Annotated in this window: 13 protein-coding genes and 1 pseudogene; 6 read left to right on the top strand and 8 right to left on the bottom strand. The window is 34.4% G+C overall.

Annotated features, from left to right (window positions below; all coding sequences use genetic code 11):
* Positions 1-8 precede the first annotated feature (8 nt).
* The 4 genes from CJF42_RS14440 to prmB form a co-directional block, all read right to left on the bottom strand.
* Positions 9-1,136 (bottom strand): ATP-NAD kinase family protein, encoded by a 1,128-nt coding sequence (locus tag CJF42_RS14440; protein WP_095367368.1) that lies wholly within the window; start codon positions 1,134-1,136, stop codon positions 9-11.
* Positions 1,137-1,142: 6 nt separating this feature from the next.
* Positions 1,143-1,667, bottom strand: coding sequence for an elongation factor P hydroxylase (locus CJF42_RS14435; protein ID WP_095367367.1), 525 nt, complete (start codon positions 1,665-1,667; stop codon positions 1,143-1,145).
* Positions 1,668-1,783: 116 nt separating this feature from the next.
* On the bottom strand, positions 1,784-2,884 hold the full coding sequence (gene aroC, locus CJF42_RS14430; protein ID WP_095367366.1) for a chorismate synthase: 1,101 nt from the start codon (positions 2,882-2,884) through the stop codon (positions 1,784-1,786).
* Between the two features lie 145 nt (positions 2,885-3,029).
* On the bottom strand, positions 3,030-3,959 hold the full coding sequence (gene prmB, locus CJF42_RS14425) for a 50S ribosomal protein L3 N(5)-glutamine methyltransferase (RefSeq protein ID WP_095367365.1): 930 nt from the start codon (positions 3,957-3,959) through the stop codon (positions 3,030-3,032).
* A gap of 152 nt (positions 3,960-4,111) precedes the next feature.
* Between prmB and smrB the strand changes: the two genes are divergently transcribed.
* Positions 4,112-4,693, top strand: a complete 582-nt coding sequence (smrB, locus tag CJF42_RS14420; protein ID WP_095367390.1) for an endonuclease SmrB — start codon at positions 4,112-4,114, stop codon at positions 4,691-4,693.
* 46 nt (positions 4,694-4,739) lie between these two features.
* Here smrB and sixA read toward each other — a convergent pair whose 3' ends face one another.
* Positions 4,740-5,213, bottom strand: coding sequence for a phosphohistidine phosphatase SixA (gene sixA, locus CJF42_RS14415; RefSeq protein WP_095367364.1), 474 nt, complete (start codon positions 5,211-5,213; stop codon positions 4,740-4,742).
* Between the two features lie 226 nt (positions 5,214-5,439).
* Between sixA and CJF42_RS14410 the strand changes: the two genes are divergently transcribed.
* From CJF42_RS14410 to CJF42_RS14400, 3 genes are all read left to right on the top strand, one after another.
* A complete protein-coding gene (locus CJF42_RS14410) occupies positions 5,440-8,124 on the top strand; it encodes an insulinase family protein (protein WP_095367389.1) in 2,685 nt (894 codons plus the stop codon).
* A 75-nt stretch (positions 8,125-8,199) separates the two neighbouring features.
* Positions 8,200-10,434 carry an EAL domain-containing protein gene (locus CJF42_RS14405; RefSeq protein WP_095367363.1) on the top strand — a complete coding sequence of 745 codons (2,235 nt, stop codon included), beginning with the start codon at positions 8,200-8,202 and terminating at the stop codon, positions 10,432-10,434.
* 96 nt (positions 10,435-10,530) lie between these two features.
* Positions 10,531-10,791, top strand: coding sequence for a DUF2999 family protein (locus CJF42_RS14400; protein ID WP_095367362.1), 261 nt, complete (start codon positions 10,531-10,533; stop codon positions 10,789-10,791).
* Positions 10,792-11,060: 269 nt separating this feature from the next.
* Here CJF42_RS14400 and aspS read toward each other — a convergent pair whose 3' ends face one another.
* On the bottom strand, positions 11,061-12,839 hold the full coding sequence (aspS, locus tag CJF42_RS14395; protein WP_095367361.1) for an aspartate--tRNA ligase: 1,779 nt from the start codon (positions 12,837-12,839) through the stop codon (positions 11,061-11,063).
* A 598-nt stretch (positions 12,840-13,437) separates the two neighbouring features.
* Here aspS and CJF42_RS14390 point away from each other — a divergent pair.
* Together CJF42_RS14390 and CJF42_RS28640 are read left to right on the top strand one after the other, a co-directional pair.
* Entirely contained in the window at positions 13,438-13,842 is a 405-nt protein-coding gene (locus tag CJF42_RS14390) for a YgjP-like metallopeptidase domain-containing protein (protein WP_095367360.1), read from the top strand.
* 127 nt (positions 13,843-13,969) lie between these two features.
* Positions 13,970-14,071: pseudogene (locus tag CJF42_RS28640) on the top strand (thioredoxin-dependent thiol peroxidase); the annotation flags it as partial.
* 57 nt (positions 14,072-14,128) lie between these two features.
* Here CJF42_RS28640 and CJF42_RS14380 read toward each other — a convergent pair.
* Positions 14,129-15,562, bottom strand: coding sequence for a hypothetical protein (locus CJF42_RS14380; RefSeq protein WP_141235564.1), 1,434 nt, complete (start codon positions 15,560-15,562; stop codon positions 14,129-14,131).
* A 92-nt stretch (positions 15,563-15,654) separates the two neighbouring features.
* Positions 15,655-17,529, bottom strand: coding sequence for a helicase-related protein (locus CJF42_RS14375; RefSeq protein ID WP_095367358.1), 1,875 nt, complete (start codon positions 17,527-17,529; stop codon positions 15,655-15,657).
* Between the last annotated feature and the right edge of the window lie 254 nt (positions 17,530-17,783).

The raw sequence follows: 17,783 nt of genomic DNA, 5'->3' as shown, positions 1-17,783 counted from the left end.
ATTAATTTCTAAATACCAACCGCATACATAACATGATCATCATACCCAGTGATCACTTTAATATACCCACTTAGTTCATCATCTAACTCACTATCGCCCGTATCACAGATCAAAGGACGATTATTCAGCGCTTGTAACTTAGTTTTAGTGGCTATTAAAATAATATTATCTCTACCAACCAATTTAATAACTTCAGGGCTTAACTGTTGATTTCCACGTCCAAATATATGACCTTGGCCACCAATCAAGGTGATCACTAGTTTAGCTTTTAACCCTTGAGATATTTGTTCTTTGATAATATTAACAAGTTGATCCGCAGTTACATCCGATGCAACCAGCTCATGATCTTCTATAACATCAACACCCAATAAAGTATTCTCTAAACCAATTTCTGCCATCACGGCAGCCACTGTAGAACCAGATCCTATGATATATTTTTCATCATTTTCCATTTCAGACGCGATATATGCTGCGATATCATCTAATACAAGTTCATCAGTTTCTTTACCGCCACTTTTAACACTTTGAATATATCTCAATTCTGAAGGCACTTGCATTTCACCATACCTTCGAGCTTTTACACGCCCTTGTCTAAATGCAACTTCATCAATATCCATAACATCGGCATTTTGAATTGTGACAAGTTCTCCTGTTACTAGTAACTCGACAACACGCCCCGCTGCTTTTGGTGTAATTGCATATACCCCTGAATGAATTTTGCAGCCTGCTGGAATACCTAAAACAACACAAGAATCTTCTACTGCATGACATATGTTACGAGCAGTACCATCACCACCGGCAAATAATATAAGATCAACACCTATATATTTTAAAGATTGTACTGCTTCTTCAGTATCTTGTGCTGTAGATTCCAATTGAGATTCATAAACAACATGGGTATCAAAACCTAAATCCTTTGCGACTTGCTCTCCCATTAAGCCTGTAACCGTATAAATTTCTATTTGAGATTGATATGGCATTAAAACATCAAGTGCAGCACGCGTTCTCATATTTGATTTAGCAACAGCACCTAATTTAAAAGCTTGTTGGCTCATATTATCGCTACCTTTAAGGGCAACACTACCGCCTAAGCCTGCAACTGGATTGACAATTAAACCTAACTTAAATTTTTTCATTATTTTTTACCAATTAAATCTTTGCTCTGTTAATGGCCAAGGTGTTTGATAAAAGTCACTAAGTGCTTTTAATAACTGTTGTGTTCTTTGACTAAAACCGTTTGCTATATATTTCATGATTTGTTGGTGTACTTTTTTTTGAAAACTCACTCTACAAGGCTGCTCACCATTTAAGTTATCTGCTGATACATTAAATTTAAAGCCCGCAGCTATACATAATGCCCATTCAATTGCTTGAGGTTTTATTTCTACCTTTTCAAATTCAGCTTGTTGTTTTCCAGATCGACCATCTGGAGAATACCAATAGCCATAATCCTCAATTAATCTGCGCTTTTCACCCGCTATCAACCAATGTGCTATTTCATGCATACCACTTGCGTAATAGCCATGGGCAAAAATAATACGATGAAAATTATATTCATTATCTGCAGGACGATAGATTGGTTCATCATCTCCTCGAATAAGTCGAGTTTGATAGTTTCGATAAAATGTATTATCAAATATAGAAATTAAGTCAGATATTTGGTGCATAAAAAGTAATTTAGTTTAATCCTAACAATTGCTGTTAATTTTACAAAATAGTCAAATTAAAAAACACTCGTTATATTAATATAAGTAGTGTTTTTAATTTATTCTTTATCTCACTATTAACTGAAACTGCCTGGGATTGGTCCGTGCTCTAAATTAACATGTGGATTTTGTCCTCTTTGACGTAACAAATGATCCATCAAAGTAATTGCAAGCATCGCTTCTACAATTGGAATAGCACGTATACCAACACAAGGATCATGACGACCTTTTGTGATCATATCGACTGATTCATTATTAGTATTTAGACTCTGCCCTGGTATCGTAATACTCGATGTCGGTTTTAACGCGATAGATGCGATAATATCTTGCCCTGTAGAAATACCAGCCAATACACCTCCAGCATGATTGGATTTAAAACCTTCAGGCGTTAACTCATCTCTATGCTCAGAACCTTTTTGCTCAACAACATCAAAACCATCACCCATTTCAACGCCTTTTACTGCGTTAATACTCATTAACGAATGGGCAATTTCAGCATCAAGTCGATCAAATACAGGTTCACCTAATCCAACAGGAACATTTGAGGCCACAACTTTTACTTTTGCACCAATAGAGTCTCCTTGCTTCTTAAGATCTCGCATATATTGATCAAGAGCTTCAAGTTTTGTTTTGTCAGGAAAGAAAAACGGATTTTCTTCTACTAAGTCCCAATCAAATTGCTCTGCTTTTATTGGTCCTAACTGACATAAACACGCCTTTATTTCAATACTATGACATTGTTTTAAATATTTTTTAGCTATGCCACCCGCAGCAACACGGATCGCAGTTTCTCTTGCCGATGAACGACCACCACCACGGTAATCGCGTATGCCGTATTTATGCCAATAAGTATAATCACCATGACCTGGGCGAAATACGTCTTTAATCTTACCATAATCTTGCGATCTTTGATCGCCATTTTTGATTAGCAAACCAATACTTGTACCAGTTGTTTTACCTTCAAAAACACCCGATAAAATCTGTACTTTATCTTCTTCGCGTCGTTGCGTGGTATAACGGTTTTGTCCTGGTTTTCTTCTATCCAAATCAACTTGTAAATCATCTTCATTGATTTCTAGTCCTGCTGGACAACCATCTACAACACCACCTAAAGCAACACCATGGCTTTCACCAAAAGTACTTACTTTAAATAGCTGCCCAATACTATTACCTGCCATTGATTTTCCTCATTCCCATAAAAAATTATCAATATTTAATTACATGTGATTTAAATCACATACGACTTACACCTAAATGAAACGCTATAATTCCAGTATCCTACCCAAACTCTGAAACCTGTATTTCCAAGTATCATGGTACATGTTAAATATGTTCAATCAATTCTTCTTTGGTCAATACAAATACACCTATGCCACCATTTTCAAATTCTAACCAAGTAAATGGCAGATCTGGATAGATAACTTCCATGTGTATCATAGAATTACCTACTTCGACAAATAATAATCCATTATCAGTCAAGTGTTCTGCTGCTTCAGCTAAAATAATTCGAGTAACATCTAAACCATCATCGCCTGAAGCTAAACCTAATTCTGGTTCATGATGGAATTCATCAGGTAAGTCGGACATATCTTCAGCATCAACATAAGGCGGGTTAGCAATTATTAAATCATATTTTTGACCCGGTACACCACTAAATACGTCTGATTGTATTGGATAAACACGATCTGACTCCATATGTTCATGAATATTAAAATCAGCAACCTCAAGGGCTTCATAAGAAATATCAACAGCATCAACTTGTGCATTTGGGAATGCTTTTGCTAGTGCAATAGCAATACAACCAGAACCCGTACACATATCTAATATACGGTTCATAGGTTTACCGTCTTCTAACCAAGTAGAAAAACGATTGCTAATAAGCTCTGCAAATGGCGATCTTGGCACTAGTACGCGCTCATCAACATAAAAAGGTAAACCTGCAAACCACGCTTGATTTGTTAAATATGGTACTGGTGTACGATGATTAATTCTTACTTCAATAAGCGCAGCTAATTGTTGTTTTTCACTGGTAATTAGTTTTGAACTAATAACATCACGAGGCATATCAATTGGTAAATGAAGTGAAGGTAAAATTAAGCTAACAGCTTCATCCCAAGCATTATCAGTGCCATGACCAAAAAACAATCCAGCTTGTGAAAATTGACTCGCACTAAAACGCAACCAATCATTTATAGTTTCAAGTTCATTTATTGCTTCCTTGAGTATTTCAGGTTTTATTTGCGCTTCATTCATTATATTTCAACTAACCAACATTATATTTCCCTATTGTATCCGATCGTCAAGATTATTGTCTTGATATTATTTTTGAGATTTAGCTTATTTTTAATTAAACTTGTCTCATGAAAAAAGAATTGCAACAAATCAAAAAAAGCATAGTTAAAAATATGCAACAAAAAGCCGATGTAGAAGCAAAAAAACGCATCCAAGAATCTGAAAAAAATGTCTTGCCAGAAGATGACGCTGATCTATTTAGAGATATGTTTGGCGACACAAAAAAACTACAACAAGATAAAGTCGTATTTAAGCGAAATATATTACAAAAGAAACATGTAATTGAAGAAGGTGAAAAGAAAAAGCGCTTAGCTGAATTTTATTTTTCCGATGAATACGTGCCTAATTTAGAAAATAACGGCACGATAAACTATGTTCAACCAGGGCAAGATACTTACTTAGCGAAACAGTTGAGGCGTGGTGACTTTTACCCTGAACTTGTGCTGGATTTACATGGCTTAAATAAAGAACAAGCTAAACAAGAGCTCATAGCCTTAATTGCAGAATGTAAAAAACAACATTACCGCTGTGCATGTGTTGTACACGGTATAGGTGAATATATCTTAAAGCAAAAAGTACCGCATTATTTGGTACAGCACCCTGACATCTTAGCCATGCATCAAGCTCCTTTAGAGTTTGGTGGAAAAGGCGCTTTATTAGTTGTGATAAGCCAACCAACTAATCCGAAGTTTTAAAACGTGAGATAAAGATCAAGTGATTAACCTACAGTTCTTTATCTCATCAAATTCTACTAAGTGATTTTAACCCAACCAACTCACCTAATCCGTCATTATCATCATATTCAATACAAGCTATGGCTGCCGTATCAAATATAGGCATTTGCTCTGGGCATAACTCACCCACTAAATAACTAACTAAAGGCATATGCGCGACCACTAACCAATTATTATTTTCAGGATGTAGTGCTATTAGAGCTTGTAAAAAATCACAAGAATCGGTTGAGTTTGCCTCAGGAATAAAGTCAGTTGATATTTGTTCTAGTTTAATGTTTTTTTGGTTTTTTTTGACTAATTTTAAAGTTTGCTGCGCTCTTACATATGGACTCACTAGCACAGCATCTATCGAAACTCTTGTTGCAAGCCATTCGCTCATAACATTAACTTCACTGATACCTGAACTTGTTAAAGTGCGGTTAGCATCATCGGCACACATAGGCGATGCTTGACCATGACGCATAATAAAAATTTTTTTCATTTATGATACATTCGCTACTAATAAAAAATAAAAAGAATAGCCAGGCTTGGTTTATTTCAGCTATATTACTAATACATCGAGTATAATTTAACGTACAACTAAGTGCTTTTAATGTTCAGGATAAAATAACCATCACCTGAAGCTGTCAGCAAAAAGCTCCTAAATACCCAGAGTTTACAATTAGGGTATGTAAATTTTAATTTGGAGCCATCTTTTGAAACAAACTATAAAAATTAGTAATAATGATAGCAGAACTTATCAGAGTCTTACACTAAACAATGGTCTTAAAGTTTTACTCATTCAAGATCTTGATAGCGAAAAGTCAGCCGCTTCTTTAACTGTCAATGCGGGAAACTTTGATGATCCCGAAGATAGGCAAGGATTGGCGCATTTTTTAGAGCATATGCTTTTTTTAGGCACTGATTTATTTCCCGAACCAGGTGCGTTTTCTAAATACACAAGTCAACATGGTGGCAGTTGTAATGCTTGGACTGGCAGTGAGCATTCTAGCTATTTTTTTGATATTGAAACCCCGCACCTTCAATCTGCTCTTGAACAATTTAGCCGCTTTTTTATAAACCCATTATTGAGCTCTGATGCCACTAAGAAAGAAAGAAATGCGATAGATGCAGAGTTTAAGCTTAAGTTAAAAGATGATAGTCGTAGAATTTACCAGGTCCATAAGGAGACAGTCAATTCAAAGCATCCATTTTCAAAATTTTCAGTAGGAAATTCCGATACATTAAATGATAGAGGAAAGTGCATCAGTGAAGAAATTAGAACTTTCTTCTCTAAGCACTATATTGCAAAAAGAATGACCTTAGTATTATGCAGTAAACTTTCAATTGAAAAGCAAACAACTTTAATTAATAGCTTATTTAATGAACTAAATGATAATGATATACAAAAAAATCCTATTGCAGAGCCTTTATATCAAACAACACATTTAGAAAAAATTATTTATATTGAACCTCACAAACATATGCAAAAGCTCATCATCAGTTTTGCCATGCCAAATATTGATACTTTTTATAAACATAAAACAGTCAGTTTCATAGCACATATTTTAGGTTATGAAGGAAAAGGCTCTTTGTATGATATTTTAAAAAATAAAGGTTGGCTCAACAGCTTAACTGCTGGAGGAGGCATTAATGGTAGTAACTTTAAAGACTTTAACATGAGTATTTCTCTCACCGATGAAGGTATAAGTCACTATCAAGAAATAATAGAAACTATTTTTTCATTTCTTCCTTTATTAAAAAAAGAGTTAAACACATTTATCCCATTATATAATGATAAAAAATCACTTTTACAAATCGCTTTTGACAACCAAGAAAAATCGAAAATAATAGACTTTGTACATGGGTTAAGTATCAACATGCAGCATTATCCAACTCAGGATTATGTTCAAGGGGATTATTTAATGGATGGATTTAATGAAACTCAGTGGCTTAAAGTACTCAACTGGCTAAACCCAAACAATATGCGCATTGTTTTAATACACCCTGATGTAAAAACAGATAAAAAAGCAGCTTGGTACCATACGCCCTACAAATGTGAAACTATCAATAAAGACTGGATCGATAAACTCAAAAATATAAATAACGCTTTGAGTGAAATGCAACTTCCTAAGACTAATCCTTATTTGGCCAATAAAATAAATTTATTAACCTTAGAAACTAAAAACTCAGTTCCAAAAAAGTTGATATGTAAACCAGGTATGAAATTTTGGTTCCAACAAGAAAAAGAGTTTAGAATAATAAAGGGCCACTTTTATATGGCCTTAGATTCATATTTCACAGTACAAAGTGTCACAAATATGGCACTTACACGATTATTTAGTGATTTATTTATGGATCATGTTGCTCAAGATTTTTATCCTGCAGAATTAGCAGGTCTAAGTTACCAACTTTCAATCCATCAAGGTGGTTTAACCTTACATACTTCAGGTATTTCAACTAATCAATTAGATCTACTTGAAGGACTTTTAGCAAAATTATTTAATAGTCAATTCAAACCTCAGCGTTTTGAAGAGTATAAAAAACAACTTTGTAGGCACTGGAATTCAGGGAACCATAATAAACCAGTAAGCCAGTTATTCAGTTTATTAAGTGCTGAACTTTTACCTTGGAACCCGACACCTGAATCTTTAGCTGAGTCTTTAAATCAAGTCTCTTTTAAGCAATTCGTAACCTTTACGGAACAATTATTTAACAAATTACATGTTCAAGTGTTGTTACATGGTAATTGGCAAAAGCAAGATGCTATAAAGTTTAATAGTGCGATTGAAAAATATATAAGCAAGCTAGAGATCATAGGAGATCTAAATCGCCCCATAAATATTTTAGATAAGCCAATAAGTAAAGTCGTATCTCTAAATCATGAAGACCATGCTATGGTTGTTTATTATCAGGCACTGTCAAATAGTGTTGATGAAAAAGTAAAAATGATGTGCTTAAACCACCTTATATCACAAGACTATTTTCAAGAGTTAAGAACACAAAAACAACTAGGATATCTCGTTGGCACTGGCTACGCGCCTTTAAATGGCAGAGCTGGTATCGCTTTTTATATACAATCACCAGAAGTTGATGCCCAAATGTTACTTGAATATAGCCATGCCTTTACAAGTCAATATGTAGAAACAATAAATGATATGCCTCAAGAGGCTTGGCGTAACAGTAAGCAAGGTTTATTAACTCAAGTACAAGAAAAAGATAAAAACCTAAGGCTGAGATCTTTACGTTTTTGGCTCTGTTTAGAAAACCAAGATTTTGAATTTTCTATGCAAACACGTTTGGTGAAATCACTAAAGTCACTTTCAAAACAAGATATGTATAAATATGCTTTAGATACGTTAAATAGCGCTAGATCACGTATAGAATACAGATCAACAAACAAAAATAGCTAGAAAACTTTGACACTAGGCTTTCATTGCATTATTGTAACCAGTCAAAATGAGATAATAAGGTAGCTGTTGCATCTTATGCGAACTATAATAACATATACCTTGATATTAAGTGTTTTTTTTACGCTATTTTATTCTGCATCTGCTTTTAGTTTTGAAGCTAGTTATGTTGAATCTATGGCGGCTATCCCTATTATTTTTATGGCCATATCCCTCCCCATCGCGTTATTTGGTATATACAAACTTCGTCGTTCTAAAAAAGAATTAAAACGCTCTGAAGAACGTTTAAAAAATAGCTTAGTTGGAAGTGGGGATACTTTATGGGATTGGAATATATCTACCGGTGAAATGATCCGTATGAATGACGGTCAATTTATAAAGCAAGATGAGAACGTCACGACTCCACCTAATAGAAAACATATACATCCAAAAGATTTACCAAAAGTTGAGTTGTTATTAAAACAACATTTCTCAGGACATACAGCATTTTTTGAAGCTAGCTATCGTACTAAAGATAATTTAGGAAACTGGCGTTGGGTATTAGATAGAGGAAAAGTAATTGAGCACACTGCTATTTTAAAACCAAAAAGAATGACTGGCACACTTAAAGATATTAGCCGAATAAAATCAACTGAAGAACATTTAAACTTATTTGCCAAGTGTATAGAAAATCTTTCAGATCCTATCGCTATTTATGATAAGTCATTTAATTTTGTAGAAGTAAACCCAAGCTATTTAAAAGCTTTTGGCGGCCAAAAAGCACAATATATAGGTAAACGTTTTACTCTACATGGTTATAAAGATATTTATATAGATAAACTAAAAAAAGTACTAGCTGAAAAAGGACATTGGCAACAGGAACTCAAGTTACCAAATCAAATGAATAAGCTTATACCAATCGATATGTCCATTGATGTAGTGAAAAATAAAGCTGGAAAAATCACCCACTTCATCGTGTTATATAATGATATAAGCGAACGTAAACAAACAGAATTTGAGTTACAAAAATTATCAAATCGAGATCGATTAACTGGTTTACCAAATCGTAATGTTTTTTTTAGTAATCTTAAGAAGCTAGTCGATCAACGCACTCATCATTCTTTGCTTGTTTTTGATTTAGATAACTTCAAAAAAATAAATGATTCATTAGGGCATCATTTAGGGGATATGCTGTTATGTCGTTTAGCAAATAGACTTAGTAAAATAACGCGGCAACAAGATAGTATCTACAGATTAGGCGGCGATGAATTTGGTTTAGTAATGACCAATACAAATGACATTTACACTATAACCCGTATGGCTAAAGATTTTTTAGCTGAAATTATCAAACCTTTTCATATGTCAGGTCATGAGCTTGTGATCACATCAAGTACAGGTGTTGTATTATTCCCCGAAGATGGTAACAGCCCTGAAGTATTACTAAAAAATGCAGATACCGCTATGTATCATGCTAAAACGCAAGGTAATCGATATTTATTTTTCAATGACACTATGAACAAACAGGCAGTTAAACGTCTTCAAATTGAAAACTTAATGAGATATGGTCTTAAAGAGGATCAATTCTGTGTATTTTATCAGCCGAAAATGAACCTAAAAACGGGTGAGTTAATGGGTATGGAAGCTTTAGTTCGTTTTATTACACCCAATAAAGGTTTAATTAGTCCTGTGCAATTTATCCCAATTGCTGAAGAAACTGGACAAATCATAGAAATTGGGGAAGTCGTTCTGGATAAAGCCTGTAGAGATGTAAAAAAATGGTTAACAAAAGGTCTTTTTAATGGCAGAGTCGCAGTTAACTTATCAGCGAAGCAATTTTCACTTCCAGACTTAACTCAAGTAATTGATCGTATTTTGCAAAAACATAATCTGCCCTCTTATTTTTTGGAACTAGAAATAACTGAAGGCACTGTAATGGATGATCCAAAAAATGCTATCAGTATCATGAAATCACTCAGTGAACGTGGGATACATTTAGCGATGGATGATTTTGGTACTGGCTATTCTTCTTTAGCATTATTAAAAGAGTTTCCACTCAATACATTAAAAATTGATAAGGCTTTTATAGATGATATTTGCTCAAAACGTGGCCGTAATATGGTTGATTCTATTGTTACTATTGCCCATAACTTAGATTTAGATGTGGTTGCTGAAGGTGTAGAATACTCAGATCAAATTGATATTCTGAATGAATTAAATTGTGAAATATTGCAAGGTTACCATTACTCTAAACCTTTATCTGCTGAACAGTTTGAAGCCTTTTTACTAAAAAAAAGCGGTAAAGCTCAATCTAGATTAAGCTTAGTAAGTTCATAAACACCTACATAAAAACTCATAGTTAAAATATTTATTCTAATGGGCTTTTTTATAGTAAAATATCCTCATATTCTACCGTCTAGCATAAGGCATAACATGAACCCGATTATCCAAATTTTAAATGAATCAAATATAAGCAAAGAAAAAACTAAAAAACTTTTTCAAGCCTTAACTGAAAATCCAATGGCGGCAATGGCTTTAATCCAAACTATGGGCATTGCACCTGAAAAACTACAGCAAATAATGGGATTAGTAATGACTAACCCTAATATTATTAAAGAAGCTGTTGAAGAATTGGGTTTTGATTTTTCTAAAGTGGAAGCTGCAAAAGAAAAACTAAAATCAGGTTTAAATTAAGTCATAAAAATTACTTAATTTACATTTGATATTAAAAAAGGCGGCTTAACTCGCCTTTTTTATACCTTTAATTTGGGAGATATTATTTATACCAATTCCGATAATTAAGTGACCATTCAGAGCTTATGAGATTTTACAATTCTATGCATGTCAGTGAGTTCATGGTTATTCTCTTTAGAACTGACATAACAAAGAAGTGTAAATTATCAAAAGCTCCTTTTAAGCGGATTTCAAAGCGCTGATTGACCACTTTATTAACGGAAATACTATTATTCGGACTGACCATCTATAGGTAAAGTAACCGTAACAGCTAATTCAACTAATGAGTCAGGGTTAGCTTTACTTGGTGCATTGGTTAATAAACATGATGCTTGCGTTGTTTTAGGGAAAGCAATTACGTCACGGATATTATCTGTGCCGCATAACAACATAGCTAAACGGTCTAAACCAAATGCTAAACCAGCGTGTGGTGGTGTACCGTATTTTAATGCTTCAAGTAAGAAGCCAAATTTATCTTCTTGCTCTTGTGCTTCAATACCTAAGATACGAAAGGCAGCAGCTTGCATATCATTATTATGTATACGAACCGAACCACCACCTACTTCATAACCATTTAATACCATATCATATGCGTCAGAGATTGCAGCAGCGGGATTTGCTTCTAATTCTTCAGCAGTCATATATTTTGGTGCTGTAAACGGATGATGAACTGCATGAAGTATTCCTTCATCATCTTCTTCAAACATTGGGAAGTCTACAACCCAAAGCGGTGCCCATTTATTTAAATCAGTTAATTCAAGATCTAAACCAATCTTAAGACGTAATGCACCCATCGCTTCGTTTACAACATTTATTTTATCAGCACCAAATAAGATGATATCACCAGTTTGTGCATTAGTGCGCTCAAGTAGTGCATTGATCACATCAGCATTTAAAAACTTAGCGACTGGAGATTGAACACCTTCAATACCTGCATCTCGGTCTTTTATTTTCATCCATGCTAAACCTTTAGCACCGTAAATACCGATAAATTTTGTATATTCATCTAATTGCTTACGAGATAATTTAGCTCCACCTGGTACACTTAATACTGCTACACGGCCTTTTTCATCATTTGCAGGAGCTGAAAATACTTTGAATTCAACATCTTTCATTAAATCAGCTACATCAATCAGCTCTAGTGGATTACGTAAATCAGGCTTATCTGAACCATAACGTGACATTGCCTCATAATAAGGCATTACAGGGAAAGTACCTAAATCAACGTTTAATAAAGACTGCCACATTTGAGTGATTAATTTTTCAGTTATGTCGCGAACTTGATCTGAGCTCATGAATGAAGTTTCAATATCGATTTGTGTAAATTCAGGCTGACGATCAGCACGTAGATCTTCATCACGGAAACATTTAACAATTTGGTAATAACGATCAAAACCAGACATCATTAGCATTTGTTTAAATAACTGTGGTGATTGTGGTAAAGCGTAGAAAGATCCTTTATGAACACGACTCGGTACTAAATAATCTCGCGCACCTTCAGGAGTCGCCTTAGTCAATACTGGTGTCTCAATATCTAAGAATTCGTTACTATCTAAAAAGTTACGAACAAAGCTGCTTGCTTTTGCGCGCAATTTAATACGATCACTCATTTCGATACGGCGTAAATCTAAGTATCGGTATTTAAGGCGCATTTCTTCAGAGTTTTTCTGATTGAAATCTAACGGTAATGGCTCAGAGCGGTTAATAATTTCAAGACTTTTGCCTAAAATTTCAACTTCTCCTGTTGTCATATCTTTATTTATTTGACTTTCAGGGCGGGCACGAACAATACCAGTTACTTTTACGCAAAATTCATTACGTAAACTTGTCGCATTATCCATTAAACTAGCTACATCAGGATCAAAAACTACTTGTACAATACCTTCTCTGTCTCTTAAGTCTACAAAGATTAAGCCGCCTAAATCACGACGTTTATTGATCCAGCCACATAGTTCAACAGTTTGATCTACATGTGTATTGTTTAATTGTCCGCAGTATATCGAGCGCATAGTTTTCCTATCAGTCAAATGACCTGATGAGTTGTTATAAATAATTGCTGCTGATTATACCCAAATAACACATAAATGCGAGTATCTATACCCTTGCTACATGGGTATTTCGATTTTTTAAAAAGTGATTTTAAACTCGGATCCTGAAGAATTGAAATCAATCAGCGGGAGTTCAAAGCGCTTTAGACAAGGCATTGATTATAGACAATGGTTATTCCTTATCAAAACCAATAACGTAGCATAAAGCGCTTTGAAACCCGCCTAAAAGGAGTTTTTGATAATTTACACTTCGTTGTTATGTCAGTTCTAAAGGGAATAACCATTAATACCAATACGAGTAAGTTAGTGATCAAATTTTAATAAGGATAAATTTTCAAGAACAAGACGCTTGATTGAGTAATAGCAAACTATTAGGATTGAAAGCAACATGTTATTGGAATATTTAGTTCATTTAAATTGAGTAATTATTTATTCGTATTGGTATAATTCACTGACATCCCTAGAATTGTAAAACTTCATAAACTCTGAGTGGTCACTTAATTATCGGAATTGGTATTACTATAAAAATCAAATATAATCTTTTTTTTGAGGAAGATTCGTGTCTGTAAACAAGTACTTTTTAAATTATCCACACTATATTCAAACTCAAGTAATGCAGTTAATTCAAAGTAATAAAGTTAAAACTTATTTATCAAATAAGTACCCTACCCCACATAATATCAACTCTGATAAAGCACTTTATCAATATGCTAATGATTTAAAACAACAATATCTACGAAATACTCCTCAAATCAGTAAAGCATTATATGAAAAGCAAAAAGACTTAATCCAAAACGCATTAGGCACACATACTTTTATAAGTCGCAATCACGGCGGAAAACTCAAAAGTAAACATGAAATAAGGATTGCACAAAGCCTAAAGTCAGCGCCAAGCGAAATGCTAAAAATGCTAGTGGTACATGAACTTGCTCATTTTAAAGAAAAAGATCATAACTATTCCTAACAACCGATTATTGGCTAAATGTTGTCAACTTATCTATACCGACAGTAGGTGTGCATTGGAAAATATCGACCATCAATGCTCCCAAATTATATTCAACTCTGCCACATCTAATGTATAATTAATGCCGTCCTTCGTTATTGATGAAAATGGAAATCTAGAACATATTTTTAATAAGTTTAAAATTAAAGATCACCACGAAGTTGTTCTAAGCTACTTAAAAAATAAGTAAATTACATTATTCAAGTGATAAAGAAGTTTTATCATCTTTAAATAGCTAACAAAAAAACTAACTGTATTTTTCAGAATACGTTAATTTCCAACCATAGACCGACTTGCGCTCCCCTTTTTCTACCCTTGTAACATTAGACGTTTTGGTGCCTAATTTTGAAACGAAATCAGATTTAAAACCAATAAAAATCTCTCCTGTATCAATATTTTTAGCTTCGACAGTATATTTTAACGCTTTCATTTTTTGTTGCAGAGGCCTAAATATCTTTGATTGTAAATCTTCATCTGATAATTGAGTAAGCTCTTCAAAGTTTATATTTATATCGTATTTTTCTTTATTTTTGTTCCAACAATTTTTGGATCTTTCCAATTTACGGGCCATGCATATACCACCCACTGAATACATCCCGGCGATTAATAACATAACTTGAGGAAGGCTACCAAAACCAAGCCTAAAAATAGACTTATCTGCAACAACACTTCCTGAAAACCTAACATATTGTATTAAAAATATATTTAATCTATTCGCTTGCTCAAGGTTAACACAAAGACCTATTTGTTCTTTCGTTATTGTTCCATCCCCCTCAAAGAAGCCACGTAAAAACGACCAGAAGAATTTAGTATTATTAAAAATATATTCTGGAAATCCAAATTCCGTTTTTTCTTTGTTTTGAGGCATACCTAGCGATTTCAGGTAGTTAGCATAAGAACTACGAGCTATGGTGAAACCCACTCTATCTTTATCGCTATGACGGCCACTATCTGATTTAGTTTTAATAATTGAAACTTTTGGCCCTTGGCCAGACACGGCAAGGCTAAACGATAGATCTCTTAAGTATTCTTGATCGTCGATACAAATTGCTATAACAACTTCATTACCTGCCTGTACTGTGCCATCAGCCCAAATAATCCTCTCTAAATGCGAATTTTCGATAGTTTTATCTTGTAAATTTCGGTATGAAATTTTGGTTCCTCGAACTCCAAAATCTTCAGATAACTCAATATCTACTTCATGACGCAAGAATGCAATTACTAAGGTAGTAGGTTTGTTTACTTGGTCAGATATTGTCTTGTAATCGTCACCATTTAGGGCCATTTTCTTGGCTTCATCGTGCCAATTTTGCAATTTTATTGCAGTACGATGCCTGTAACCAAGTGCTCGTAGTCTCTGATTCATTGCATTAATATCAACATTAAATCTAGTTGCTAAAGCAACAACAACATCTGCTCGTGGATGATGACGGATCATGAATAAAAATCCGCGCTCAATCAAAGTGGTTTTGTATTCTCTATCAGTCAATATATTATTTTTTTGTAAAAGATCACTGAGCTTTTTATACGTAATTAACCCGTTAGTTGTTTTTAAGTCATAATCTTTAATTAATTGCTCTTTCTCATCGCGAGAAACATTTCCAGTCTTGCGAATTATTTTAAACTTTTGAACAAACCTCTCCCATTTTAGATCAAAAACATTCTGTTCTTTAGCCTTCATCCTTCCCATATGATTTTTACCCTATGCTATTATTAATGGCTTCCAAGAGAAGTGAGTTACAATAATTTTTGAAATATGCTCTACCCATCAAATTAACTGGCTTGAAAAGGATTTTCACCAGTTCCCCAATAAGTTACCTGTAAAAAATTATTTGCTTCAACCTGTGTCCGATACACTCCATTTTTCAATAACTCATATCTTTCTCGAAGCTTACCAATTACTTCACCATCAGAACTAAGCACCTTAGTCACATCGGCATCTTCATTATGCAGCTTAATAAGTTGACCAATCTGTGCATTAACGCCAGGTTCCCAATTTACAGGAAGATTAGTACTGGTTCCTTCCCAAACAGTATTTGATTTCGGTTGGTATTCTTTAAGGAACATTTTCCACAGTTTTGCAGTATTTTCACTAATTAAGTTTAATGCTGCTACGTATGCTTTGATCGCGTCTGATGATAACCACTCTTTAAATTCACGACTATTGGAAAAAGTGCCTCCAGTCGATTGAATAGCACTTATAGCTTCTGAACGAGACCCAAAACCTGCCTGCATTAACATGGCTGCACTTCTATTTAGAGTTCCACTTTCAATCGCAGGAACAATTAAACCCAGTTCATACTGATCATCAATTACCCCTCCTTGGACAATCATATAACCTTCTATATCGAATGTTTCATTAATTTCATCTTCATTAGCTTTTGCACGTACCCTTACTGCTTCTAATCCCCAAGGTAATCTATAAATTAAACCATCTTCAACAAATTTTAATGCATCATCAATAGAATCAAATTCATGGTCACTGAAAGCTTCTCCTTTTAACCAAACTTCTAAGATATGTCGCCAGTCATCAGGGAATGTTAAAGGACTAAATGGTGAGATTTCAAATACTAATTCGGCTAATGCAGTGATTGTTTCTATTGCTTCATCTTGAATATTTTTTAGAATATAAGCGTTTGCTTTAACGAGTAATTTATTTGCGTTTGGTGCTATCAGGTCTAATTTCTGCCCTGTTTCTAACCCTACTCCTGCTAAAAAATATCCTTTTCTCTGAAGAGGTGTGGATGAACTCCAAATATGTTTAGCTCGAATCTCCAAAATTGAAGAAAACGTACCTTGTACATCTTCTTCATGTCGTCTTAATCTTCTTTGCCACAATGAAGATTGAAGAACGCTATCAAGAACACTTGGTATCGTTGCATCGTTAACATCTTCCTCGCCTAACATACTAAGAAGAGCTGTATCTAATCTTACGATATTGATATTCCATTCTTTCCTTTGCTCTTCTGTATCACTTGATGGTTCATTTACAACTAAGGGGAATTCCAAGCTTTGATTGTTATTTAAAATGTATTCTTGAATGTCACTAAACTCATTTTTTCCGCTGCTTGCGGCAATCCTTGTAATAAGTGAATAAACAAGCATAGCTAAGCCACTTTCCATTTCTCTTGCATTAGTATCTTCAACAAGTCCTCGCCACAACCCTTTTTGCTTAGCATGGTCTTCGTATATCGGATACAGCACCAGTCCGTGAGTATCAACAAAAGCTCTTCCTGCTCTTCCTATTACATTTTTAAACTCTGATGCTTCAATTAAGTTACCGTTTCTCCACAAAGAATATATAACAACAGCGGTAGCTGATAAATTGAGGCCTTGAGCCAACGTTGGAGAAGATATCGTAACTTTTAAAGCCCCATCTCTTAAAAGTTTTTCCATTTCCTTTCTAAAAGGAGTTGGTAATCCACCATGGTGCACAGCCACCCCAATATTTAAACATTGAACAATTGGGTGTTCGTTACCGAGCCATTCGCTTCCTAGAGTTTTTGCAAACTCTAGTTGTTCAACTGGTACTGTTAACACCGATTGTAAAGCTCCTCTCTTATGCAAATCCATTATTACAGATGCAAATGTATTTACAGAAGTCTTTAAAGGGCAATAAATTAATACTGAGTGCTCATCTTCAGTCAATCTCCAAGCCGTTGCTAAAGTTAATTCTTGAGCATTTCTAGGGAATTCTGTTCTACGTAACCTAGGGTTAGGTAAAGGCGGTATAAATGAAGTTATGAAGCCTGGAATAAACGGTTGCTCCTCTTGTCAGCAGACAATAAAGTTTGATCAATATACGATGTTATTCGCTAATAATTTATAGACTTTAAGTGTAAAGTTTGATCATTTCAGGAGTTGGGGAAACTGATAATGACCCCTAATGACAATATAATTTG

Source organism: Pseudoalteromonas sp. NBT06-2 (assembly GCF_002276045.1).
Lineage (GTDB): Bacteria > Pseudomonadota > Gammaproteobacteria > Enterobacterales > Alteromonadaceae > Pseudoalteromonas.
This window is presented reverse-complemented; position numbering and strand designations above follow the sequence as displayed.